This window comes from Delftia tsuruhatensis (assembly GCF_903815225.1).
GTDB classification, from domain to species: domain Bacteria; phylum Pseudomonadota; class Gammaproteobacteria; order Burkholderiales; family Burkholderiaceae_C; genus Comamonas; species Comamonas tsuruhatensis_A.
Genome location: NZ_LR813084.1, coordinates 4011982 through 4033436, shown reverse-complemented (window position 1 = coordinate 4033436; position 21455 = coordinate 4011982). Strand labels below are relative to the sequence as shown.

General features: G+C 69.7%; 23 protein-coding genes. 18 read left to right on the top strand and 5 right to left on the bottom strand.

Going from position 1 to position 21455, the window contains the following annotated elements:
- The first annotated feature begins 55 nt into the window (after nt 1-55).
- A complete protein-coding gene (locus tag L1Z78_RS18250; protein ID WP_234642208.1) occupies nt 56-1291 on the top strand; it encodes an HD-GYP domain-containing protein in 1236 nt (411 codons plus the stop codon).
- Nucleotides 1288-3774 carry a bifunctional diguanylate cyclase/phosphodiesterase gene (locus L1Z78_RS18245; protein WP_234637790.1) on the top strand — a complete coding sequence of 829 codons (2487 nt, stop codon included), beginning with the start codon at nt 1288-1290 and terminating at the stop codon, nt 3772-3774. Before L1Z78_RS18250 ends, L1Z78_RS18245 begins: the two co-directional genes overlap by 4 nt.
- Here L1Z78_RS18245 and L1Z78_RS18240 read toward each other — a convergent pair.
- From L1Z78_RS18240 to L1Z78_RS18230, 3 genes are all read right to left on the bottom strand, one after another.
- The gene (locus tag L1Z78_RS18240) at nt 3738-4556 is read right to left on the bottom strand and encodes a sulfite exporter TauE/SafE family protein (RefSeq protein WP_234637789.1); all 819 of its coding nucleotides are present in this window, start codon (nt 4554-4556) and stop codon (nt 3738-3740) included. The two genes, L1Z78_RS18245 and L1Z78_RS18240, sit on opposite strands and share 37 nt — an antisense overlap.
- A 389-nt stretch (nt 4557-4945) precedes the next feature.
- Nucleotides 4946-5338, bottom strand: coding sequence for a cell division protein ZapA (locus tag L1Z78_RS18235; RefSeq protein WP_234637788.1), 393 nt, complete (start codon nt 5336-5338; stop codon nt 4946-4948).
- Nucleotides 5339-5370: 32 nt separating this feature from the next.
- Complete coding sequence (locus L1Z78_RS18230) at nt 5371-5580, bottom strand: hypothetical protein (protein WP_012204637.1); 210 nt, start codon at nt 5578-5580, stop codon at nt 5371-5373.
- A gap of 328 nt (nt 5581-5908) precedes the next feature.
- Here L1Z78_RS18230 and L1Z78_RS18225 point away from each other — a divergent pair, with 328 nt between their 5' ends.
- Genes L1Z78_RS18225 through L1Z78_RS18205 form a run of 5 tightly spaced genes read left to right on the top strand, consistent with a single transcriptional unit; the run spans nt 5909 to nt 10533 of the window.
- The gene (locus L1Z78_RS18225; protein WP_234637787.1) at nt 5909-7306 is read left to right on the top strand and encodes a cobyrinate a,c-diamide synthase; all 1398 of its coding nucleotides are present in this window, start codon (nt 5909-5911) and stop codon (nt 7304-7306) included.
- Nucleotides 7303-7896, top strand: a complete 594-nt coding sequence (locus L1Z78_RS18220; protein ID WP_234637786.1) for a bifunctional adenosylcobinamide kinase/adenosylcobinamide-phosphate guanylyltransferase — start codon at nt 7303-7305, stop codon at nt 7894-7896. Before L1Z78_RS18225 ends, L1Z78_RS18220 begins: the two co-directional genes overlap by 4 nt.
- A gap of 50 nt (nt 7897-7946) precedes the next feature.
- Nucleotides 7947-8930, top strand: coding sequence for a FecCD family ABC transporter permease (locus L1Z78_RS18215; protein WP_326491984.1), 984 nt, complete (start codon nt 7947-7949; stop codon nt 8928-8930).
- Nucleotides 8927-9727, top strand: coding sequence for an ABC transporter ATP-binding protein (locus tag L1Z78_RS18210; RefSeq protein ID WP_234637784.1), 801 nt, complete (start codon nt 8927-8929; stop codon nt 9725-9727). Before L1Z78_RS18215 ends, L1Z78_RS18210 begins: the two co-directional genes overlap by 4 nt.
- A gap of 8 nt (nt 9728-9735) precedes the next feature.
- Nucleotides 9736-10533 carry an aminoglycoside phosphotransferase family protein gene (locus tag L1Z78_RS18205; RefSeq protein WP_234642207.1) on the top strand — a complete coding sequence of 266 codons (798 nt, stop codon included), beginning with the start codon at nt 9736-9738 and terminating at the stop codon, nt 10531-10533.
- A gap of 3 nt (nt 10534-10536) precedes the next feature.
- On the opposite strand, the gene L1Z78_RS18200 is transcribed toward L1Z78_RS18205, so the two are convergent.
- Nucleotides 10537-11415 (bottom strand): MurR/RpiR family transcriptional regulator, encoded by an 879-nt coding sequence (locus L1Z78_RS18200; protein ID WP_234637783.1) that lies wholly within the window; start codon nt 11413-11415, stop codon nt 10537-10539.
- Between the two features lie 139 nt (nt 11416-11554).
- Between L1Z78_RS18200 and L1Z78_RS18195 the strand changes: the two genes are divergently transcribed.
- From L1Z78_RS18195 to L1Z78_RS18145, 11 genes are all read left to right on the top strand, one after another.
- The gene (locus L1Z78_RS18195) at nt 11555-12895 is read left to right on the top strand and encodes an aspartate aminotransferase family protein (protein WP_234637782.1); all 1341 of its coding nucleotides are present in this window, start codon (nt 11555-11557) and stop codon (nt 12893-12895) included.
- 74 nt (nt 12896-12969) lie between these two features.
- Nucleotides 12970-13875, top strand: coding sequence for a transporter substrate-binding domain-containing protein (locus L1Z78_RS18190; protein ID WP_234637781.1), 906 nt, complete (start codon nt 12970-12972; stop codon nt 13873-13875).
- An 86-nt stretch (nt 13876-13961) separates the two neighbouring features.
- Entirely contained in the window at nt 13962-14207 is a 246-nt protein-coding gene (locus L1Z78_RS18185; RefSeq protein ID WP_012204647.1) for a DUF6364 family protein, read from the top strand.
- Entirely contained in the window at nt 14204-14641 is a 438-nt protein-coding gene (locus L1Z78_RS18180; protein ID WP_234637780.1) for a TA system VapC family ribonuclease toxin, read from the top strand. Before L1Z78_RS18185 ends, L1Z78_RS18180 begins: the two co-directional genes overlap by 4 nt.
- 28 nt (nt 14642-14669) lie before the next feature.
- On the top strand, nt 14670-15326 hold the full coding sequence (locus tag L1Z78_RS18175) for an aspartate/glutamate racemase family protein (RefSeq protein WP_234637779.1): 657 nt from the start codon (nt 14670-14672) through the stop codon (nt 15324-15326).
- Between the two features lie 62 nt (nt 15327-15388).
- Nucleotides 15389-15958: a cob(I)yrinic acid a,c-diamide adenosyltransferase gene (cobO, locus tag L1Z78_RS18170; protein ID WP_234637778.1), complete on the top strand. Its 570-nt coding sequence runs from the start codon at nt 15389-15391 to the stop codon at nt 15956-15958.
- A 41-nt stretch (nt 15959-15999) separates the two neighbouring features.
- Nucleotides 16000-16722: a 5,6-dimethylbenzimidazole synthase gene (bluB, locus tag L1Z78_RS18165; RefSeq protein WP_234637777.1), complete on the top strand. Its 723-nt coding sequence runs from the start codon at nt 16000-16002 to the stop codon at nt 16720-16722.
- Nucleotides 16719-17786 (top strand): adenosylcobinamide-phosphate synthase CbiB, encoded by a 1068-nt coding sequence (gene cbiB / locus L1Z78_RS18160; protein WP_234637776.1) that lies wholly within the window; start codon nt 16719-16721, stop codon nt 17784-17786. The genes bluB and cbiB overlap by 4 nt, the downstream gene beginning before the upstream one ends.
- Nucleotides 17786-18811, top strand: coding sequence for an aminotransferase class I/II-fold pyridoxal phosphate-dependent enzyme (locus L1Z78_RS18155; RefSeq protein ID WP_234642206.1), 1026 nt, complete (start codon nt 17786-17788; stop codon nt 18809-18811). Before cbiB ends, L1Z78_RS18155 begins: the two co-directional genes overlap by 1 nt.
- The gene (locus tag L1Z78_RS18150; RefSeq protein ID WP_234637775.1) at nt 18798-20318 is read left to right on the top strand and encodes a cobyric acid synthase; all 1521 of its coding nucleotides are present in this window, start codon (nt 18798-18800) and stop codon (nt 20316-20318) included. Before L1Z78_RS18155 ends, L1Z78_RS18150 begins: the two co-directional genes overlap by 14 nt.
- 142 nt (nt 20319-20460) lie before the next feature.
- Nucleotides 20461-20886: a hypothetical protein gene (locus tag L1Z78_RS18145; protein ID WP_234637774.1), complete on the top strand. Its 426-nt coding sequence runs from the start codon at nt 20461-20463 to the stop codon at nt 20884-20886.
- A 250-nt stretch (nt 20887-21136) separates the two neighbouring features.
- Here the strand turns inward: L1Z78_RS18145 and L1Z78_RS18140 are convergent, their stop codons facing one another.
- Nucleotides 21137-21433: a hypothetical protein gene (locus L1Z78_RS18140; protein ID WP_234637773.1), complete on the bottom strand. Its 297-nt coding sequence runs from the start codon at nt 21431-21433 to the stop codon at nt 21137-21139.
- Between the last annotated feature and the right edge of the window lie 22 nt (nt 21434-21455).

Here is a 21455-nt window from a genome sequence, read left to right as displayed (position 1 = left end):
GTTGCCGCGCGTGAACCATTCCGTCCTCATCGATATCCGAGACCTTCGTCCGGGCATGTTTGTCCAGCTCGATGTTGGATGGCTGAACCATCCTTTTCCGGTCAGCAGCTTCAAGATCACCTCGAACGCGCAGATCCAGACGCTGAAGTCGCTGGGTCTGCAGACCGTGCGCTGCGTGCCGCACAAGAGCGACACCTGGCCGGCCGAGGCGCGCACGCCTGCGCCCGAGGAGTCGGCGCCCCTGCCGCCTCCGGCCCCCGTCGGCGATGCCACCCAGGCGCAGTTGCTGCTGTCCGTACCTGACTGGCGTGGTCGGCTGGAGGACTGCAATGCGCGTTTCCAGAAAGTGGAGCGCGGCTATGTGGCCATCGAGGCCACCATCGCACGCGACCCCGAGCAGGCGCGGCGGCCCACCGAGGCCCTGGTCGACGGCTGCATGGCCGAACTGGCCGGGCCGCAGGACGTGGCCATCCATCTGCTGTCCGATGGCGTGGGCAGCCACCAGAGCGTGCATGCGGTCAACGTGACGGTGCTCAGCCTGCTGCTCGGCCGTGCCCTGGGGCTGGAGGCGTCGCTGCTGCGCGACCTGGGGCTGGCGGCGCTGCTGCATGACGCGGGCAAGCCCGTGACAGGCGTCGAAGGCATGCACGGCCTGGCGCTGGAGCCTTCCGTGCCCGAGGCGGTGCGCGAGCGCTACGAGCGCCACGTGGGCGAATCCGTGGCCATCGCCTTGCGCATGGGCTTGTCGGCGCAGGTCACCACTGCCATCGCCCAGCACCACGAGTGGGCCGATGGCACGGGTTTTCCGCTGAGCCTGGTGGCCGAGGACATGGAGCTCACGGGCCAGATCCTGGCCCTGGTCAACACCTACGACCGCCTGTGCAACCCCGGCGACGCGCAGACGCCGCATACGCCGCACGAGGCGCTGGCCTTGCTGTTCAGCCGGCTGCGCGACAAGTTCGCGGCGCCCGTGCTCAACGGCTTCATCCGCATGATGGGCGTGTTCCCGCCCGGTTCGGTGGTGGAGCTGACCGATGGGCGGCACGCCATGGTCATGTCCGTCAATGCCTCCCGCCCGCTCAAGCCCTCGGTGATGGTCCATGATGCCGACGTGCCCGCGGCCCAGGCCCCCGTGCTGGCGCTGGAGCTGTATCCCGAGCTGGGCATACGCCGTGGCGTGGCCCCGGCGCAGCTGCCGCGCGATGCGCTGGACTATCTGTCACCACGCCGGCGTGTCTGCTATTACTTCGAACGGGCGGTGGAGCTCGATCCACCGAGGGTGGCGCCTTGAACAAGCATGCGTTGAACCGCGCCTGGCCCCGTCTGCTCGACGCGTTGCAGGAGGCGCTGTGGCTGATCGATGCACGCAGCCTGACGGTGCTGCGCGCCAATGCCGCCAGCGAGGCCGTCACCGGCTATGAGACCGATGCGGCCATGGGCCTGCCCGTGCAGGTGCTGGCCGCCACGCCGCAGCAGCAGGCCTTCTGGAGCGATCCGTTCAACTGGCAGGCCGGTGCCCAGTTCATCGCCGAGGTGCGCCGCGCCGACGGGCAGCTGGCGCCCGTGGAGATGCGTGTGCGCGCGCTGGACGGCGATGTGCTCCTGGTCAGCATGCTGGACCGGCGCGAGCAGGCCCGCCACGAGGCCGAATTCGAAAGCCTGCTCGGCGAGCTGCGCGCCACGCTGGAGTCGGCCGCCGACGCCATCCTGGTCTGCGACCCCGATGGTCGCATCCGCGCCTTCAACCACCGCTTCGCCACGCTCTGGGGCATCCCGGAGGGGCTGCTGGTGCGCCGCAACGACGTGGCCATCCTCGACCACCTGGCCAGCCAGGTGCGCGACGCCGAATCCTATGCCCGCCAGCTGTCCAGGCTCTCCGCCCAGCCGCTGATGGAGTCGGCCGACGTGCTGGAGCTGCGCGACGGCCGCATCCTGGAGCGCCGTGCCGTGCCCCAGCTGCGCCGTGGGCTGCCCATGGGGCGCATCTTTTCCTTCCGCGACATCACGGCCGAGGCGCAGACCCAGGCCGGACTGGAACTGGCGGCCAGGGTCTTCGAGTCCAGCCTGGATGGCATCTTCATCGCCGATGGTCACATGGACGTGGCACGCACCAATCCCGCCTGCGAGCGGTTGTTGGGCGGCGTGCCGGTGCAGGGGCGCACGGTGGAGTCGCTGTTCGAGTCCGCGCAGGATGCCGCGCAGCCGCTGGGCGACATGGCGCGCATCCAATGGCAGCAGGGCGGCTTCTGGGAAGGCGACCTGTGGCTGCGCCAGGCGGGCGGGGCGCGCTGCGCCGTGCGCCTGTCCTGGGTGCCGCTGCGCAACGCGCAGGGCGATGTGGTGCAGAGCATCGGCTTCATGCGCGACCTCACGCAGCAGCGCGTGGCACAGCAGCGCATCGAACAACTGGCCTACAGCGATGCGCTCACCGGCCTGCCCAACCGGCTGAACCTCACCCAGCGCGTGGATGCGGCCATCGAGGCGGCCCGTGCGGGTGGCACGGTGTTCAGCATCCTGTTCATCGACCTGGACCGCTTCAAGATCATCAACGACTCGCTGGGCCACCAGTTCGGCGACCGGGTGCTGAAGCTGGTCGCGCAGCGCCTGAGCGACTGCATGCGGCCCGTGGACATCCTGTGCCGCCTGGGGGGCGACGAGTTCGTGCTCTACCTGCATGGCTGCAACGCCGACCTGGCCGCCTCGGTGGCGCGGCGCATCCTGCAGGAGATGGAGCGCCCCTTCCTGCTCGACGGCCTGGGCTTTTCCGTGCAGTGCAGCATCGGCGTGGCCCAGTACCCGGCCGACGGCCTGACCCTGGACGAGCTGATCCGCCAGGCCGACACGGCCATGTACCGTGTCAAGGAGCGCGGCCGCGGGCATTTCAGCTTCTATCAGCCGCAGATGAGCGCAGGCCTGCTGTCGCGCATGAAGCTGGAACATGCCATGCGCCAGGCCCTGGAGCATGGGCGCATGGCCGTGTACTTCCAGCCCCAGGTGCACATCGACAGCGACCGCATCGTCGCGGCCGAGGCGCTGCTGCGCTGGACCGATCCCGAATTCGGCGTGGTCTCGCCCGGCGTCTTCATCCCGCTGGCCGAGGAGTCGGGCTACATCGTCACGCTGGGCGCCTGGGTCATGGAGCAGGCCGTGCAGGAGGCGGCGCGCTGGCAGCAGCAGGGCACGCCCATCAAGGTGTCGGTCAACGTGTCGGCACTGGAGTTTCGCCAGTCGGGCTTCGTCGAGCGTGTGACCGAATTGCTGCGCAGCTATGGCCTGGAGCCTCAACTGCTGGAGCTGGAGCTGACGGAGAGCATCCTGCTGCAGGATGCCCAGGACATGGCGCTTCGCGTATGCCAGATCGCCGACCTGGGCGTGGGCATGGTCATCGATGACTTCGGCACGGGCTACTCCAACCTGGCCTATCTGAAGAAGCTGCCCATCTCCAAGATCAAGATCGACCAGAGCTTCGTGCGCGGCCTGCCCAGCGACGAGGGCGACCAGGCCATCGTCGGCGCCATCATCAGCCTGGGGCTGGCGCTGGGCGTGGAGATCGTGGCCGAGGGCGTGGAGACCACCGAGCAGCTGGCGGCCATCCACCGCATGCAAGGCCATTACTTCCAGGGCTTTCTGTGCGCCCCCGGCCTGCCGCGCGAGCAGTTCGGCGAATGCCTTCAGGCCCAGCGCGCAGGCCTGGGCGCCATCGCCTACCGGCAGAAGATGGCCCAGGGGGCGGCATCTCAGTTGCCCGTGCTCAAGCCCTTCCAGAGCATGTAGGCGGCCAGGCCGAACAGCAGCGTGGCGAAGATGCGCTTGAGCTGGGCCACGGGCAGCCGGTGCGCGGCCCGCGCGCCCAGCGGCGCCGTCAGCACGCTGCAGCAGGCCAGGCCCAGCAGGGCCGGCAGCCACAGGTAGCCCAGCGAATACTCGGGGCGTCCCGGATCGCCGGCACCCGTGAAGATCAGGCCGGCCGCGTTCACCAGCGCGATCGGAAAACCCAGGGCCGCGCTGGTGCCCACGGCCTGGTGCATGGGCACCGAGCAGCGCATCATGAAGGGGACGCTGATGAAGGCGCCGCCCGCGCCGACCAGGCCGGAGATGAAGCCCAGCCCCGTGCCGGCGCCATACAGCCCCATCGGGCCGGGCAGGGTACGCGTGGCCGTGGGTTGGTTGCTGCTGCGCAGCATGCGCAGTGCCATGAAACCGATGAACACGCCAAAGAACAGTGCCAGGTACTTGCCACGCAGCAGCGCGAAAACGCCCAGGCTGGCCAGCAGCCCGCCCGTCACGATGCCCGGAGCCAGGCTGCGCACGATGTCCCAGCGTACTGCGCCGCGCCCATGGTGGGCGCGCAGGCTGGAGATCGAGGTGAACACGATGGTGGCCATGGCCGTGGCGATCGCCATCTTCACGGCCAGGTCGGGCCCGATGCCGCGCTTGTCCAGGAAGTAGGTCAGAAACGGCACGAGCACCATGCCACCACCCACGCCCAGCAGGCCGGCCAGGAAGCCGGAGCACAGGCCCAGCAGGGCCAGTTCGAGAAACAGCAGATCAGGCATGTCGCAGAAGGCGCGAGTGGAGGGCGAGCAACAAAAAACCCGGCGCACCTGAGAGGTGCGCCGGGTTGGAATCAGGTGTCTGCAAAGACCACCGGGCCGTCATCCTGAACCGGGGTTCAGGGGGGCAAGGGCAGCCAGACGTTGGGTTCATCTGACGCGAGACGATCACGCTCGAATGGCAATGTACCAAGCCCGGGCTCATAGAGCATTGGTCCAAGGAACTATAAAGCCTGGCGGGTTTGCAGACGCCTCCATTCTAAGGCGATTGGACGGGGCCGCGAGCAACTTCTTCGGATGGCATGGACTTTCCATTGACATGCCGCACGGAAATGGAAACGGCCTCCGAAGAGGCCGATGCGGGTATGGAGGAGGGCCTGCGGCACACGGCCTCAGAGCAGGCGGGCATCGCTTTCCAGTGCCTGGTCCAGGCGCAGCACCAGCTGCTCGGCCAGGGCCTGCTGGCGCTGCTGCTCGGCCAGTTCCTCGGGGCTGGGTTCGGCGGGCTGGGCCCGCGGTGTGGCGGCCTCGTCATGCAGGGACTGCATCTCGGCCTGGGCGGCGGCCAGGTGGGCCTGCTGGACCTCGCGGTCCAGCACGTCGAAGGCCATGTTCAACGCGGCCAGCACGGCCACACGCTCGCGCGAGCGCACCTTGCCGCTGTCGCGGATGCGGGTCATGGCCGTGTCCACGCGGCGCACGGCTTCGAGCAGACGCTCTTCCTGGCCATCGGGGCAGGTCAGCACATAGCTTTGCTGCAGGATTTGCACTTCGATCTGCTTCATGGGCGTTCGGGGCGTCGGCGGTTGCGAAGGGGTCAGGCCCCCTGGTTGGAGGGCAGGCGCTCGATCAGGGCATCGACGCGGGCCCGGGCGGCATTGAGCCGCGAGCGCAGCGAATCCCGCTCCTGGGTCAGGGCCGCCACCTGCTCTGCGAGCAGCGCATTGGTGCGCTGCAGCTCCTCGTGGCGAACCAGCAGGCGCTCCACGCGCTCTGCAATATGGTCGAGGGAAGTCTGGGAGGTCATAGACGCTGAGATTGTAGGACTTGCGAACGAAGTGGGCGCATTCCTTGGAAGTATCCGAGGAAACCTGGTAACGGCGGGGCATGCATGGCTTGACGACAGCGCCGCGCTCGGGTATTTGAGCGAAAGCGCAGCACTGTCTCACAAAAACGTAGCGCCCTGTGTAGGATTCTTCAGCATCCGCAGGATGTTTTGCGTAAGAAATGGTTGCGCAAGCGGCGGTCCTTGCAGGCACGGGTGCGCACTACAATGCGCCGCAGTGGCGCCTGCCCGCATGCAGGGCGCCCGGGCCCGGGCCTTCCGGGCCGCACGCAACACAGGCAAGCCATCCATGGACATCGACACGGGCCAGGACAGGCCGGCACACTGCCCGGCCCTGCTGATCACCTCCACGGCCTCGGGCCAGGGCAAGACCACGCTGACGGCGGCACTGGCGCGGCTGCATGCGCGGCAGGGACGACAGGTCCGCATCTTCAAGTGCGGGCCCGACTTCCTGGACCCGCACTGGCACGCGCTGGCCAGCGGCGCCCCCGTGCACAGCATCGACCTGTGGATGACGGGTGAGGACGACATCCGCGCCCGCCTGCATGCGGCCGCCCGCGAGGCCGATCTCATCATCGTGGAAGGTGTCATGGGCCTGTTCGATGGTGATCCCTGCGCGGCCGACGTGGCCGAGCGGCTGGGCCTGCCGGTGCTGGCCGTCATCGATGCCTCGGGCATGGCCGAGACCTTCGGCGCGCTGGCCCATGGGCTGCGGCACTACCGGCCCGGCCTGCGCTGGGCGGGCCTTCTGGCCAACCGTGTGGGCAGCGAACGCCATGCCGAACTGCTGCGCCGGGGCCTGCGCGACCCCGCCCTGTGGCTGGGCGCGCTGGCACGCGTGCAAGGGCCGGATGCAGCGGCTCTGCTGCCCGAGCGCCACCTGGGCCTGGTTGCTGCCCATGAACTGGGCGATGCGCTGCAGCGCCTGGACGTCGCGGCCGATGCCTTGCTGGCCACGCCGCTGGGACGGCTGCCCTGGCAGGCCGCGCTGGGGCAGGGTGCCAGCTGGCAGGACTGGTGCGTGGCGTTCGAGCCTGCGGCCCCGTCGCAGCAGGTGCAGCCCTGGCTGGCCGGTCGTACCGTGGCCGTGGCGCGCGACGCCGCCTTCAGCTTCATCTACGAAGCCAATCTCGACTGCCTGCGCGCCTTGGGTGCGCGGCTGGCTTTCTTCTCGCCGCTGGCGGGCGAGCGCCTGCCCGGCTGCGATGCGCTGTGGCTGCCCGGCGGCTACCCCGAACTGCACCTTGCGGCGCTGGCCGCCCAGGTCGGACTGCGCGAGGACATTGCCAGCCATGCTGCGGCGGGCAAGGCGATCTGGGCCGAGTGCGGCGGTATGCTCGCGCTGTGCGAACGACTGACCGACAACACCGGCCGGACCACGGACCTCTGGGGTCTGCTGCCCGGCCATGCGCGCATGCAGCCGCGCCTGGCGGGCCTGGGCATGCTGGAGCTGCCCACGCCATGGGGGCCGCTGCGCGGCCACACCTTCCACTACAGCAGGCTGGAGACCGACATGCCTGAGGCCGCCCGCAGCCACCGCCCCGGCCAGGCCGTGCAGCCAGGCCGTGGCGAGGCGCTGTACCGCCATGGCAGCGTGCATGCCAGCTATTTCCATGCCTGGTTCGCCTCGCAGCCGCGCGCCGTCGCTGCGCTGCTGGGCGCCGCGCCACGGGCGGAGCGGCCATGAGCGGGGCGGTCTTTCCCTTTTCGCTGCCGCGCAGCCAACTGATCCTGGGTGGCCAAAAGAGCGGCAAGTCGCGCCGTGCCGAGCTGCTGGCGCGTGGATGGATGGAAGGCGAACCGGGGCGTGAGGCCATGCTGATCGCCACCGGCCAGCCCTGGGACGATGAAATGCGCGAGCGCATCGCCCGCCACCGGCGCGACCGCGCCGAGCGCGTGCCAGGCATGACCACCCTCGAGGAACCGCTGGACTTGGCCGACTGCATTGCGCGGCACAGCACACCCCGGCGCCTGCTGGTGGTGGACTGCCTGACCCTGTGGCTGACCAACTGGATGATGCCGGCCGAGCCCTCGCCGGAGCTGGCCAGCGGCTGGTCCGGGCAGTGCGATGATTTCGCGGTGGCGCTGGGCGAGGCGCCGGGTCCGGTGATCCTGGTGGGCAACGAGATCGGGCTCGGAGTGATCCCCTTGGGCTCGCAGGTGCGTGCCTTCGTCGACGCGCTGGGCGGGCTCAATCAGCGCATGGCCCGGTGCTGCGACTCCGTCACGCTGATGTGCGCGGGCCTGCCGCTGGCGCTCAAGGGCCCGGGCGCATGACGGCCTGCCGACCCGTCCCGGGCCGGCAGCTCGGCCTGGCCGCGCCCTGGATGGCGCTGGCCCTGCTGCTGGCCAGCGGCCTGCTGGTCGTGCTGGGCGCGGGCGTGGGCAGCACGGGCTGGGAGAGCGTCTGGGCCGCGCGCAGCGATCCGCTGTCCTGGCAGATCGTCACCGACATCCGGCTGCCGCGCACCCTGGGCGCCTGGCTGGCCGGCGGCCTGCTGGGCCTGGCCGGCGCCATCGCCCAGGGCCTGTTTCGCAACCCGCTGGCCGATCCCTACTTGCTGGGCAGCGCCTCGGGTGCTTCGCTGGGCGTGGCCCTGGGCATGGTGGCGCTGGGGGCTTCGCCCTTTGCTTTGGCCGGACTGGCGCGCCTGGGTGTGACGGGCGCGGCGTTTGCCGGTGCGGCCCTGGCCGTGCTGCTGACCCTGGTGCTGGCGCGGGGCGTGCACGACACCCTGCGGCTGCTGCTGGCCGGCGTGGTGGTGGGCGTGGTGTTGGGCGCCGCGGCCTCGCTGGTGCTGCTGATGCATCCCGACATCATGCAGGCCATGCAGTCCTTCATGCTGGGCAGCACCTCCTTCCTGGACTGGAGCGCGTGCGCGCTCATGCTGGCCGTGCTGCTGGCCACCGCGCTGTCGGCCTGGGGCCTGGGCCGTGTGCTGGATGGCCTGGCCCTGGGGGAGGCCACGGCCCACAGCCTGGGCCTGCCTATGGCGCCGCTGCGCCTGTTGCTGGTCCTGTTGCTGGCCCTGGCCACGGGCACGGCCGTGGCACAGACCGGACTGATCGCCTTCGTGGGCCTGGCCGCGCCGCACCTGGTGCGCTCCGCGGTGCGCGCCATGCACCGCTGGCTGCTGGTGCTCAGTGCCGGCATGGGAGCCGTGCTGCTGCTGGCGGCCGACCTGCTGGCGCGCTGGCTGGTCGCCCCCCAGGAGTTGCCCGTGGGCGTGCTCACGGCCGTGCTGGGCGGCAGCTACCTGCTGTGGCTGATGCACCGCCGCCAGGGCTTGCGCGACGGGGGGCCGGCATGACCGCCGCCGCGCTGCACGCGCAGGGCCTCGTGGTGCGGCTGGGGGAACGCCCGGTGCTCCACGATGTGCACCTGTCCCTGCCCAGAGGGCGCTGGACGGCCGTCGTGGGCCCCAATGGCGCAGGCAAATCCACGCTGCTGCGCGCGCTGGCGGGCATGGATGCGCCGGCACAGGTCCTGCACGGCGAGGTGCGGTTGCTGGGCCGGCCGCTGCGGCAATGGCCGGCACGCGAGCGCGCGTGCTCGCTGGCATGGCTGGGCCAGAACCAGCCCGTGTCCGGCGACATGCGGGTCCAGGACGTGGTCATGCTGGGCCGCCTGCCGCACCAGGGCTGGCTGGCCGCGCCCGGCCCGGCCGACCATGCGGCCGTGGAGCAGGCGCTGCGCCAGACCCAGGGCTGGGAATGGCGCGAACGCAGCGTGGGCAGCCTCTCGGGCGGGGAACGCCAGCGCGTGTTGCTGGCCCGGGCCCTGGCCGTGCAGGCGCAGGTGCTGCTGATGGATGAGCCGCTGGCCAATCTCGACCCGCCGCACCAGGCCGACTGGCTGGAATGCGTGCAGTCCCTCATTGCCGAAGGCCGTACCGTGGTCAGCGTGCTGCACGAGATATCGATGGCCTTGCAGGCGCAGGAGCTGGTCATTCTCGACAGGGGGCGGGTGGCGCACCAGGGCGGCTGTGCCGACCCGGCCACCCATGCCGTGCTGGAGACCGTGTTCGAGCACCGGCTGCGCATCCACGCCATCGACGGCCAATGGCTGGCCTTGCCCCGGTTGCGTGGCAAGGCTGGCGGCCGCTGATGCCCGCCATGCAGCGATTCGAGCCGTACCTGGACCGGTGGGGGCTGGACCCCGATGGCCCGGCCCTGTCCACGCCGCGCGCCATGCTGCTGCCGGTGCGCCAGGCCGGGCGGTCCGCCATGCTCAAGATCTCGCAGGAGCCCGAGGAGGTGGCCGGCGCCCGCCTCATGGCCTGGTGGAGTGGCGGCGGCGCCGCGCCCGTGCTGGCCCTGGACGGCCCGGCCCTGCTGATGGCGCGCGCGACCGGCACGCGCTCATTGGCGGACATGGCCCGTGGCGGCCGGGACGACGAGGCCACGCGCATCCTGGGCGCTGCGGCGGCGTGCCTGCACCGGCCGCGCTCGGGGCCCCGGCCTGCGCTGGTGCCGCTGGCGCAATGGTTCCAGCCCCTGCTGGCCAGGGAGCATGGCCAGGCCAGCCTCCTGGGACAATGCGCCGCCACGGCGCGGGAGCTGCTGGAGGCGCCGCGCGATGCGGTGGTGCTGCATGGCGACATCCACCATGGCAATGTGCTGGACTTCGATGAAGCGGGCTGGCTGGCCATCGACCCCAAGGGGCTGCATGGCGAGCGTGGCTTCGACTACGCCAACATCCTGTGCAATCCCGACCACGCCAGCGCGCTGGCGCCCGGGCGCCTGGCGCGCCGCCTGGACATCCTGGCCGGGGCCTCGGGCATCGAGCGGCGGCGCCTGCTGCAGTGGGTGCTCGCCTGGTGCGGGCTGTCCGCCGTCTGGGGCATCGAGGATGGCGACGATCCCCGCGTTGCCATGGCCGTGGCGCAACAGGCCGCAGCGGCTCTGGGATAGGCCCTATTCCCGCCCGCCGCGCCGGCGCTGCGGCGCCTCCAGGTAGGCCCCGCTGGCGAACAGCTGCGCCTCGGCCTGCTCGATGCGTCCGACCACGCCCTTGCCCGCACGGCTGGCCAGCAGCTCGACCAGGGCCTCGGACAGCGCCACGGCCGAGGTGATGGAGGGGAAGAACGAGGGGCTGTGCAGTGAAAACAGCAGCGTGGCATCGGCCATCAGCGCCAGCGGCGAGGCCGGGCTGTCGGTCAGCGCCACGATGCGGCAGCCCGCGTTCCTGGCGGCCTCGGCGGCGGCCAGGACTTCGCGCGAATAGGGGGCAAAGCCCACGGCCAGCAGCGCATCGCCGCGCTCCATGGCGCGGCACTGCATCTCCAGCATGCCGCCCTGGCCGTCGACCAGGTGCACGCTGGCACGGAAAAGCCGGTACACGTAGACGAAGGAAAACGCCACGGGAAAGCTGGCGCGAAAGCCCGCCACATGCACGGCGCGGGCCTTTTCCAGCAATGCGCAGGCCTGGTGCAGCGCGTCGCCCAGGCGTGCCTCGGTGGCCTGCAGGTTGTGGCGGTGCACCTCGAAGGTCTCCCCCACCAGATCGTGATCCACCGCCCGGCCCACCAGGGCCTTGGCGCGCTGGCCATAGGCCGCGTCGCTGCCCAGGCCCATGTCCTGGGCGAAGGCCTCCTTGAGCTGGGGCCAGCCCTCGAAGCCCAGCATCTGCGCGAAGCGCACCAGGGTTGCCGGCGGACTGCCGGCGCGCGTGCCCACGGTGCGCATGGAGGCGGTGACCACGTCGTTGGGGTGTTCGAGCACGAACCTGGCCACCTGTTGCAGGGCGGGGCTCAGCTCGGCGTAGCGCTGGCTTATGTCGTCACGGACGGCCATGGAAATCCTTGGGGAAAAGCGTTGCGGTGTCCGCGCCGACTGTAGCGGACCTGGAACACCGTGCCCAGGAAATCTGCTTGACGGATCAAATGTTCCATCGAATAATGCAATGAAACGTTTGTTTCAAAAGAGATCCACCATGAGCCATGTGTTCCATCGCCACCTGCACCAGACCCCTGCGGTCGCCGTCGCCGCCTCGGGGGTGGAGATCCGGGATTCCGGCGGCCGTACCTACATCGACGCTTCGGGCGGGGCCGCCGTGTCCTCGCTGGGCCATGGCCATCCCGACGTGATCGCCGCCATGCATGCGCAGATCGACCAGCTGGCCTACGCCCACACCAGCTTCTTCACCACCGGGGTGGCCGAGGAACTGGGCCGGGAGCTGGTGCGCGGTGCGCCCGAAGGCACCAGCCACGCCTATCTGGTCAGCGGTGGCTCCGAAGCCGTGGAGGCCGCGCTCAAGATGGCGCGCCAGTACTTCGTGGAGATCGGCCAGCCCGAGCGCACGCAGTTCATCGCCCGGCGCCAGAGCTACCACGGCAACACGCTGGGCGCGCTGGCCGTGGGCGGCAACGCCTGGCGGCGCGCACCGTTCGCGCCCATCCTGGTGCCGGCCACCCATGTCTCGCCCTGCAATGCCTACCGCGACCAGCGCACGGACGAGACCCCCGCGCAGTACGGCCAGCGCCTGGCCGACGAGCTGGACGCGGCCATCCGCGCCCAGGGGCCGCGCCGCGTGATCGCCTTCGTGGCCGAGACCGTCGGCGGCGCCACGGCCGGCGTGCTCACGCCCGTGCCCGGCTACTTCAAGGCCGTGCGCGAGGTCTGCGACCGCCATGGCGTGCTGCTGATCCTCGATGAGGTCATGTGCGGCATGGGCCGCACCGGCACCCTGCATGCCTGCGAGCAGGAGGGCGTGCTGCCCGACCTGATCACCGTCGCCAAGGGCCTGGGCGGCGGCTACCAGCCCGTGGGCGCGGTGCTGGCGCAATCGCGCATCGTGGACGCCATGTCGCGCGGCAGCGGCTACTTCCAGCACGGCCATACCTATCTGGGGCATCCGGTGGCCTGTGCCGCCGCGCTGGCCGTGCAGCGCGTGATCCGGCGCGACGGCCTGCTGGACAAGGTGCGCGATGACGGTGCCGCCTTCGCGGGAATGCTGGAGCAGGCGCTGGGCGGCCATCCTCATGTGGGCGATATCCGTGGCCGTGGTTTCTTCTGGGGGGTGGAGCTGGTGGCCGAGCGCGCCGGCAAGACCCCCTTCGATCCATGCCTGAAGCTGCATGCCCGCATCAAGGCCGAGGCCATGGAGCGCGGCCTGCTGTGCTACCCCGGCGGCGGCACGGCCGACGGGCGCGCAGGCGACCACGTGCTGCTGGCGCCGCCCTTCATCGCCACGCGCACCGAGCTGCAGACCATCGCCGCCCGCCTGGCCGAATCCATCGAGGCCGCGACCGCCCGGATCCCTCGCGCGGCCTGAGGCCCGGCTCCTGTTCCAGCGCACCGCAGCCGCACCGCATACCACCTTCCCCAACCTGCCGCAGGAGTACTTCCATGACCTTTCCCCGCCCTACGCTCATGTGCTCGGCCCTGGCCGTGCTCGGTGCCTTGCTGCCGCCGGCATCCAGCCATGCCCAGGAAACCGGTACCCTGGCCAAGGTCCGCGCCAGCGGCGCCATCACCCTCGGCTACCGCGAGTCCTCCTTCGGCTTTTCCTACCTGGATGGCGACCTCAAGCCCGTGGGCTACAGCATGGACATCTGCCGACGCATCGTGGACGAGGTCAAGGCCGAGCTGAAGCTGTCGTCGCTGGAGGTGCGACTGCAGGCCGTGACCTCGGCCAACCGCATCCCCCTGGTGGCCAACGGCACGGTGGACCTGGAATGCGGCTCCACCACCAACCTGATCGAGCGGCAAAGGCAGGTGGCCTTCTCACCCGACATCTTCCGCTACAACGTGCGCATGCTGGTGCGTGCCGATTCGGGCATACGCTCCATCGCCGACCTGCAGGGCAAGGCCGTGGCGACGACGGCCGGAACCACTTCGTTCCGCCTGCTGCGCGAGGCCGACCGGGGCCGCGGCCTCGACGTGAAGAACCTCTCCGGCAAGGACCACTCGGATTCGTTCATGCTCGTGGAAAGCGGGCGCGCCCAGGCTTTCGTGCTGGACGACATCCTGCTGGCGGGCCAGATCGCCAATGCCAAGAGCCCCAAGGACTACCTCATCACGGGCGAGAGCCTGCGCACCGAGAACCAGGCGCTGATGCTGCGCAAGGACGACGCCGGCTTCAAGGCCATCGTCGACCGCGTGGTCACGGGCATGATGCAATCGGGCGAGATGGAAACGCTGTACCAGCGCTGGTTCATGTCGCCCATCCCGCCCAAGGGCATCAACATCAACTACCCGTTGAACGCCGAGACGCGCGAGGCCTTCGCCCGTCCATCGGACAAGGGCATCTGAAGGGCGCAGGCCGGCCGGCTTGCCCTGCCAGCGGAATTTTTCTAACATACAGAAATCTGTACGAAATTCCTGCTCCAGGGGCCGCCATGAAGACCACGCTTGACCTCAACGATGCATTGCTGACCGAAGCGAAGACCTATGCGGCACAGCAGCACACCAGCCTGACGCGCCTGATAGAGGAGGGCCTGCAATTGCGTTTGCGCAAGGCCCAGGCGCCTGCCCGGCGCGTGCGCCTTCCCGTCTACCACGGCAAGGGCGGACTGGCACCGGGGCTGGACGCACTGAGCAACCGCGCGCTGCTGGATGCCGCCGATCAGCAGGATCAGCCATGACGCCCGATGTCAGCCTGTTGGTCGCGGCATCGCGCAGCGACCACCCCCAGCATCCGGTGGCCCGCAACTGGCTGGAGCAGGCGATGGCCGATGCCAGTCAGGGCGTGCCGTTGAAATTGCAGCCCATGGTGGTGGCGAGCTTTCTGCGTCTGGTCACGCATCCGAAGATCTTCGTCAACCCGACGCCCATGGCCGAGGCTTTGCGCTTCATCGACGCATTGCTGGCATCGGCAGGCGTTGAGCAGGCCGTGCTGGGTGCCGAATGGCCTGCGTTGATGCAACTGTGCGCCGACAAGGCGCTTGCCGCCAATGACGTGCCGGACGCATGGCTGGCCGCCGCCGCCATCCACCAGGGTGAGCATGTGGTCAGCTTCGATGCCGATTTCAAGCGCCTGCTGCCGCGCTCCCAGTTCACCCGGCTGGCGCCCCGATGACTCCTTTCCATTCCAGACTCCCCCATCCATGACCCGCATCGCCCTCATCCACGCCCTCAGCCACTCCGTCGCTCCCATCAACGAAGCCTTTGCGCGCGACTGGCCCGAGGCGGTGCGCATGAACCTGCTGGACGACAGCCTTTCCGCCGATCTGGCCCGGGACGGGCGCGGCCTGGATGCCGCCATGCACGAACGCTTCCAGCGGCTGGCGCAGTACGCCGTGGACACGGGGGCGCAGGGGATCTTGTTCACCTGCTCGGCCTTCGGGCCCTGCATCGAGGCCGTGGCCGCGCGCCATGCACCCATTCCCGTGCTCAAGCCCAACGAGGCCATGATCGAGGAAGCCGTGGCGGGGCAGGGCGGGCCTCTGGGCCTGATCTCCAGCTTCGCTCCCACGCTGCAGTCCATGCCGCCGGAATTCCCGGCCGCTGTGCCACTGGTGACCGCGCTGGCCGATGGCGCCATGGATGCGCTCGACCGGGGTGATGCCGCCACCCATGACCGGCTGGTGGTCGAGCAGGCCAGGGTGCTGGCCGCGCGCGGCTGCACGCGCATCGCCCTGGCCCAGTTCAGCATGGCGCGCGCCCGCGCCGCGTGCGAGGCGGCCACCGGCCTGCCCGTGCTCACCACGGTGGACAGCGCCGTGCGTGCCCTGCGGCGCCGGCTGGCTTGCCGCCTCGGTTAAAGTGGCGCTCCGCCGCGGCGCATGCATGCCGTGGCGCGTGCAACTTTTGAGGACGTGAACCCATGCAGATCGAACAGGCCCCGACGGAAAAGCCCTATGAAAAGCCCGAAGGCGAGCGCCGTGGCCTGGTGCTGGTGAACACCGGCGACGGCAAGGGCAAGAGCACGGCGGCCTTCGGCCTGGCCCTGCGCGCCCATGGCCGTGGCAAGCCCGTCAAGATCTTCCAGTTCATGAAGGTGCCCACGGCGCGCTTCGGCGAGCACCGCATGTTCGAGCAGCTGGGCATGCCCATCGAAGGACTGGGCGACGGCTTCAGCTGGAAGAGCCAGGACCACGAGCGCTCGGCACAGATCGCCCGCGAAGGCTGGGAGCGCGCGCGCGCCGCCATCCTCTCGGGTGAGCATTTCCTGGTCGTGCTCGACGAGATCACCTACCCGCTGATCTACGGCTGGCTGCCGCTGGAGCCCGTGCTCCAGGCGCTGGCCGAGCGCCCGCGCCATGTGCACGTCATGCTCACGGGCCGCCGCTGCCCCGAGGAAATCATCGCCGTGGCCGATACCGTCACGCGCATGGAACTGGTCAAGCATGCCTTCCAGGCCGGCATTCCCGCCCAACGCGGGATCGAGGACTGATGCCGCCCGCAGGCCAGCGGCCTGCGGCGGACAATGGTGGCATGAGCAGCGATCTTCCATCCCCGGCATCCCCCGTCCCGGCCCCCGCGACCATTGCCGCCCGGCCCTTCACCGAGGCCGAGCGCGACGCCGTCTACCGCGCCATCCATGAGCGGCGCGACATGCGCCATTTCTGCGGCGGCCAGGTCGCGCCGGACACGCTGCTGCGCCTGCTGCGCGCTGCCCACCATGCGCCCAGCGTCGGCTTCATGCAGCCCTGGCGCTTCATCCGCGTGCGCGATGCGCGATTGCGCAGGGACATCCACGCGCTGGTGGAGCAGGAGCGCCTGTGCACGGCACGCGCTCTGGGCGAGCGCGAGGAAGACTTCATGAAGCTCAAGGTCCAGGGCGTGCTGGAGGCGGCCGAAGTGCTGGTCGTGGCCATGCCGCCGGGGCGCGAGGCCCATGTCTTCGGTCGCCGCACCCTGCCCGAGATGGACGTGGCATCCGCCGCCTGCGCCATCCAGAACCTGTGGCTGGCCGCGCGCGCCGAAGGGCTGGGGCTGGGCTGGGTGTCCCTCTTCGATCCCGAGGCGCTGGCCGCGCTGCTGCACATGCCCGTGGGCAGCCGGCCGCTGGCCGTGCTGTGCCTGGGCCCGGTATCGGCCTACTACGCCGAACCCATGCTCCAGCAGGAAAAATGGGCCAGTCGCGCGCCCCTGCAGGACATGCTCTATGAAGACCTCTGGGGCCAGGGTGGCGCCGGGGTGCTGCCGCAGGCATGAGCGCCATCGAGCCCTGGCAACTGCCGGCCGCGGCGCTGAGCCCCCTGTGGTGGGCCTGGCAGGCGCTGTCGCAGGCCCATCCCGGTCCCTGGGCGCGCGATGCCATGGCCGCCGCACTGGCCGTGCCCGTGGCGCTGCTGATCGACCGGCTCTGGGGTGAGCCTCCGGTGTGGATGCACCCCGTGGTCGCCATGGGTCGACTGCTGGGCGCCGCCGGGCTCAGGATTGCGCCGCGTCAGGATCGGTCGCGCGACTGGCCCCGCTTCGGGCTGGGCGCGCTGGCCTGGTGCCTGCTGGCCCTGCTTTTCGCCAGCCTCTATGCACTGATCCAATGGCTGCTGCCGCCCATGCCCTGGTGGCTGGGTGCGCTGGTGCTGGGCGTGCTGCTCAAGCCGCTGCTGTCCTGGCGCATGCTGCGCGAGGAAGTCCTGGCCGTGGAGGCCGCGCTGCAGCAGTCATTGCCCGAAGGACGCGAGCGCCTGACCTGGCTGGTCAGCCGCGACACCGCCCAGCTGGATGCGGGCCAGGTGCGCGAAAGCGCCATCGAAACCCTGGCCGAGAACCTCAGCGACTCCGTGCTCGCGCCGCTGTTCTGGTTTGCCGTGGCCGGCCTGCCGGGCGCCGCGCTCTACCGCCTGGCGAACACCGCCGATGCCATGTGGGGCTACCCGGGCTGGCGAGGAAAGGGCGACGACCGGCGCCATTGGCAGTGGGCCGGCAAATGGGCCGCGCGCGCCGACGACCTGCTCAACTGGATGCCCGCGCGCCTGACGGCGCTGCTGCTGGCGCTGTCCGGCATGGCTGTCGGTCGCAGCGTGGGCTGGAGGGGCTTGCGCCAGGATGCGCGCGTCACACTTTCGCCCAATGGCGGCTGGCCCATGGGCGCCATGGCGCGGCTGCTGGGCGTGCGCCTGGGCAAGCCCGGCGTCTATGTGCTCAACCCCCGGGGGCGCGTTCCGCAGCCCGCCGAACTGCAACAGGCCGTCGTTCATGCAGGCCGTGTGGTCGCCCTGCTGGCCGTCTGCGGCCTGGCCGTGGCCGGCGTGATGGCGGGCGCGACATGATGGCCCTGACCCACGGCGGCACGGATGCGCTGGGCGTGCCGGTCCATGACTTCTCCACCAACCGCAACGCCTGCGGACCCTGCCCGGCAGCCCTGGCGGCATTGGCCGGGGCCCACGCGGCCCAGTACCCGGACCCGCATTACACGGCACTGCGCGCCCTCCTGGCCGATCTGCATGGCGTGCAGGCCGAACGCATCGTCGTGGCCGCCAGTGCCAGCGAATTCATCCACCGCATCACCATGCATGCGCTGCGCGAAGGCGCGGCCATCGCCAGCCTGCCCGCGCACCACTACGGCGACTATGCCCACGCGGCCCGGGTCTGGCGCCTGCCGCTGGCCGCGCGCGACGGCGTCGCCGAAGCGGGTGGCGGCCTGCACTGGGCCTGCGCGCCATCGAGCCCGCTGGGCCGGCCCGAGGAGGTCTGGCCGCAGTGGAGCGGTGCGCCCCAGCCCGGGACCTGGCGTGTGATCGACTGCGCCTATGCGCCGCTCCTGCTGGAGCCGGGCCCGCCGATACCTCCCGACGTGCAGGGTGCCTGGCAGATGTGGACTCCCAACAAGGCCCTGGGCATGACCGGCGTGCGCGCCGCCTATGCCATCGCGCCCGCAGGCGTGGCCCCGCAGGAAATCGAGGCCCTGCGCGACCTGGCTCCCTCCTGGCCCGTGGGCGCCCATGGCGAGGCCATGCTCGCGACCTGGGCCTCGCCTGCCGGCCGGCAATGGCTGGCGCAGAGCCTGGACCTGCTGCGCGGCTGGAAGGCCCGGCAGATCGATCTGGTGCAGCGGCTGGGCTGGCAGGTGCTGCCCGGATCGCAGGCCAACTACTTCGTGGCGCGCTGGCCCGGGCCCTTGCAGGGCCACATGCCCGTGTTGCTGGCCGGTCTGCGCGCGCAGGACATCAAGCTGCGCGACTGCGCCAGCTTCGGCTTGCCGGGCTGCGTGCGCATGGGCGTGCTGCCACCTGCGTCCCAGGACGCGCTGCACGCCGCCTGGCGGCAAGTGGAGAAAGAACATGGACTCGCATGACCCCCAGGGTATGAACCTTCCCCTGCCCGCACCGGGCCGGCGCCCCGCGCTGTGTTTGATGGTGCTGGGCACCAGCAGCGGGGCCGGCAAGAGCTGGGTCGCCACCGCACTGTGCGCCTGGTACCGTGCGCAGGGCTTCAAGGTTGCGCCCTTCAAGGCGCAGAACATGAGCAACAACGCGCGCGTGGTCGCCGCGCCGGGCGGCGCCTGGGGCGAGATCGGCACGGCCCAGTACCTGCAGGCCCTGGCCGCCGGCTGCGCGCCCGACGTGCGCATGAACCCGCTGCTGCTCAAGCCCGAGGCCGACATGCGCAGCCAGGTCGTGCTGCTGGGGCAGGTCAGCGAAGAACTGTCGGCCTTGCCATGGCGGGGCCGCAGCGCCCGCGTGTGGCCGCAGATCGCCGAGGCCCTGGACAGCCTGCGCGCCGACAACGACGTGGTCGTCATCGAGGGCGCTGGCTCTCCGGCCGAGATCAACCTGCACGCCAGCGACGTCGTCAACATGCGCGTGGCGCGCCACTGCGGCGCCCACTGCCTGCTGGTGGCCGACATCGACCGGGGCGGGGCCTTCGCCCACCTCTACGGCACCTGGGCCCTGCTGCCGCCCGAGGAACAGGCGCTGATCCGGGGCTTCGTGCTCAACAAGTTCCGGGGCGATGCCGCCCTGCTCGCACCCGCGCCGCAGATGCTGCAGGAACGCACGGGCGTGCCCACCGTGGCCACCATCCCCATGCAGTTCCAGCATGGCCTGCCCGAGGAAGACGGTGTCTTCGATGACCGGGGCTCCAGCGGCGCAGTCGGGCTGGGCGGGGCAGGGCGGGCCGTGCACACCACCCTTGCCATCGTCGCCTACCCGCGCATCAGCAACCTCGATGAGTTCCAGCCCCTGCTGCAGGTGCCCGGCCTGCGCGTGGTCTGGGCGCGCACGCCGGCCCAACTGGCCGGGGCCGACTGGATCATCCTGCCCGGCTCCAAGGCCACGGCCGCCGACCTGGCCTGGATGCGCAGCCAGGGCCTGGACGCGGCCGTCACGGCCCATGCGGCGGCGGGCCGCCAGGTGCTGGGCATCTGCGGCGGCCTGCAGATGCTGGGCGAGGCCTTGATCGACCTGCATGGCGTGGATGGCAACGCCGCCGGCCTGGGCCTGCTGCCGCTGACCACGCTGTTCGCCAGCGAAAAAACGGTGCGCCCCGCCAGCGTGCGCCTGCCGCCGCTGCCCGGTGCGCTGGCGCCGCTGTCCGGCGCCAGCGCCCAGGCCTATGAAATCCATCACGGCCAGACCCGCGTGCGCGCCGACATGGTGGCCGCCGGCAGCGCCGTGTGCGAGCCCGTGCCGGGCCTGCTGTGGCACAGCACCGACGGGCGCGTCGCGGGCTGCTACTGGCATGGCCTGTTCGAAAGCGCCGAGGTGCTGCGCGCGCTCTGGGGCAGCGAGGTGCCCACGCTGGACAGCGTCTTCGCGCGCATGGCCGAAGGCGTGCAACGCTGGTTTGCCATGCCGGCTTGACCTGGGACAGGACGCGCGCGAGCGGCTCACGGCAAGCTGTAGGCCATGGCCTGCACACGTAGCCGTGCTGTACCGATAAATACGGCGCTGGAAAACACGCATGCTTGGGCCTTGACTTTTTCACGAGGAATGGAGTGAAGCTATGAAGAACCCATGGATCCGTCCCCTGCAACTGTGCATCGGCGCCGCCGTCCTGGGCATGGCCGGCCTGGCCACCGCCCAGCCCGCGCCGCCCGCCGATGGCGCACCGCCCCCACCGCCCGCCGCGGAAAAAGCCAAGCCGCACCACCACAAGAAGCATGCCGACAAGGGCCCCGCCCAGCGTGGCTATGACCGCCGCGACCCGGCACAGCACGAAGCCGCCGCCGTCAAGGAACAAGCGCGCCGTGGCGGCATCCAGTCGGGCGACCACTTCCAGCGCAATGCCGTGGCCCGCTGCGACGTCTTCAAGAACGAAGCCGACCACCGCTCCTGCGTGGATCGCGTCAAGGACGGCCAGGTCAGCGGCTCCGTCGAAGGCGGCGGCGTGCTGCGCGAATACACGGAGCAGGTCCCTGTGAAGCCATAACAGCCCCGGCTGTTGTTCACCTGAGGAAACCCGCCGGGCCACGAAGCCGGCGGGTTTTTTTGTGGCTGGTCATTCGATGAAAGCGATGCTTTGTGAGGTTGGTGCATACCCTCCCGGTGCGGCGGATTTCTTCTTGTAATCAATGAAGGAAATTCATGTTTTTCCGGCCATTCGCCTGTCTGATAAATTCAATTGCAATAGAGCTGTAGTTGGTTGGCAGTGGCTTGTACTGACCAATAGCATTGGCTGACTATTCTTCACCGACCACCATTGCCGTGATGTAGTGGTTGACTACCACCCAGTGCATGGCAGCCGCAATTGAAATGGTCAAGGCATAGGCCAGAAGCTCCAGATCATCACCAAGCCATAGTCGAAACAGGCTTGAAAACATCCATAAGACAGGTGCTCCTGCTGTGGATTCAATAAGATTGATGATGAATATGTCGGTTTTTATTTTTGCGTTGCAATATGGGCATATGGATATCTCTTTGTATAGTAGCTTGCGATACTGTAGATGACAATTGGGGCAATTCAATCTGTTTTGCATTTTCTCCATCCTGCGTAATCTG

Excerpts from the sequence above, each read along its gene's own strand:
- L1Z78_RS18250 (WP_234642208.1), top strand. The coding sequence starts at position 56 with ATGTTTGTCCAGCTCGATGTTGGATGGCTGAACCATCCTTTTCCGGTC.
- L1Z78_RS18240 (WP_234637789.1), bottom strand. The coding sequence starts at position 4,556 with ATGCCTGATCTGCTGTTTCTCGAACTGGCCCTGCTGGGCCTGTGCTCC.
- L1Z78_RS18235 (WP_234637788.1), bottom strand. The coding sequence starts at position 5,338 with ATGAAGCAGATCGAAGTGCAAATCCTGCAGCAAAGCTATGTGCTGACC.
- L1Z78_RS18230 (WP_012204637.1), bottom strand. The coding sequence starts at position 5,580 with ATGACCTCCCAGACTTCCCTCGACCATATTGCAGAGCGCGTGGAGCGC.
- L1Z78_RS18225 (WP_234637787.1), top strand. The coding sequence starts at position 5,909 with ATGGACATCGACACGGGCCAGGACAGGCCGGCACACTGCCCGGCCCTG.
- L1Z78_RS18220 (WP_234637786.1), top strand. The coding sequence starts at position 7,303 with ATGAGCGGGGCGGTCTTTCCCTTTTCGCTGCCGCGCAGCCAACTGATC.
- L1Z78_RS18215 (WP_326491984.1), top strand. The coding sequence starts at position 7,947 with ATGGCGCTGGCCCTGCTGCTGGCCAGCGGCCTGCTGGTCGTGCTGGGC.
- L1Z78_RS18210 (WP_234637784.1), top strand. The coding sequence starts at position 8,927 with ATGACCGCCGCCGCGCTGCACGCGCAGGGCCTCGTGGTGCGGCTGGGG.
- L1Z78_RS18205 (WP_234642207.1), top strand. The coding sequence starts at position 9,736 with ATGCAGCGATTCGAGCCGTACCTGGACCGGTGGGGGCTGGACCCCGAT.
- L1Z78_RS18200 (WP_234637783.1), bottom strand. The coding sequence starts at position 11,415 with ATGGCCGTCCGTGACGACATAAGCCAGCGCTACGCCGAGCTGAGCCCC.
- L1Z78_RS18195 (WP_234637782.1), top strand. The coding sequence starts at position 11,555 with ATGAGCCATGTGTTCCATCGCCACCTGCACCAGACCCCTGCGGTCGCC.
- L1Z78_RS18190 (WP_234637781.1), top strand. The coding sequence starts at position 12,970 with ATGACCTTTCCCCGCCCTACGCTCATGTGCTCGGCCCTGGCCGTGCTC.
- L1Z78_RS18185 (WP_012204647.1), top strand. The coding sequence starts at position 13,962 with ATGAAGACCACGCTTGACCTCAACGATGCATTGCTGACCGAAGCGAAG.
- L1Z78_RS18180 (WP_234637780.1), top strand. The coding sequence starts at position 14,204 with ATGACGCCCGATGTCAGCCTGTTGGTCGCGGCATCGCGCAGCGACCAC.
- L1Z78_RS18175 (WP_234637779.1), top strand. The coding sequence starts at position 14,670 with ATGACCCGCATCGCCCTCATCCACGCCCTCAGCCACTCCGTCGCTCCC.
- cobO (WP_234637778.1), top strand. The coding sequence starts at position 15,389 with ATGCAGATCGAACAGGCCCCGACGGAAAAGCCCTATGAAAAGCCCGAA.
- bluB (WP_234637777.1), top strand. The coding sequence starts at position 16,000 with ATGAGCAGCGATCTTCCATCCCCGGCATCCCCCGTCCCGGCCCCCGCG.
- cbiB (WP_234637776.1), top strand. The coding sequence starts at position 16,719 with ATGAGCGCCATCGAGCCCTGGCAACTGCCGGCCGCGGCGCTGAGCCCC.
- L1Z78_RS18155 (WP_234642206.1), top strand. The coding sequence starts at position 17,786 with ATGGCCCTGACCCACGGCGGCACGGATGCGCTGGGCGTGCCGGTCCAT.
- L1Z78_RS18150 (WP_234637775.1), top strand. The coding sequence starts at position 18,798 with ATGGACTCGCATGACCCCCAGGGTATGAACCTTCCCCTGCCCGCACCG.
- L1Z78_RS18145 (WP_234637774.1), top strand. The coding sequence starts at position 20,461 with ATGAAGAACCCATGGATCCGTCCCCTGCAACTGTGCATCGGCGCCGCC.
- L1Z78_RS18140 (WP_234637773.1), bottom strand. The coding sequence starts at position 21,433 with ATGCAAAACAGATTGAATTGCCCCAATTGTCATCTACAGTATCGCAAG.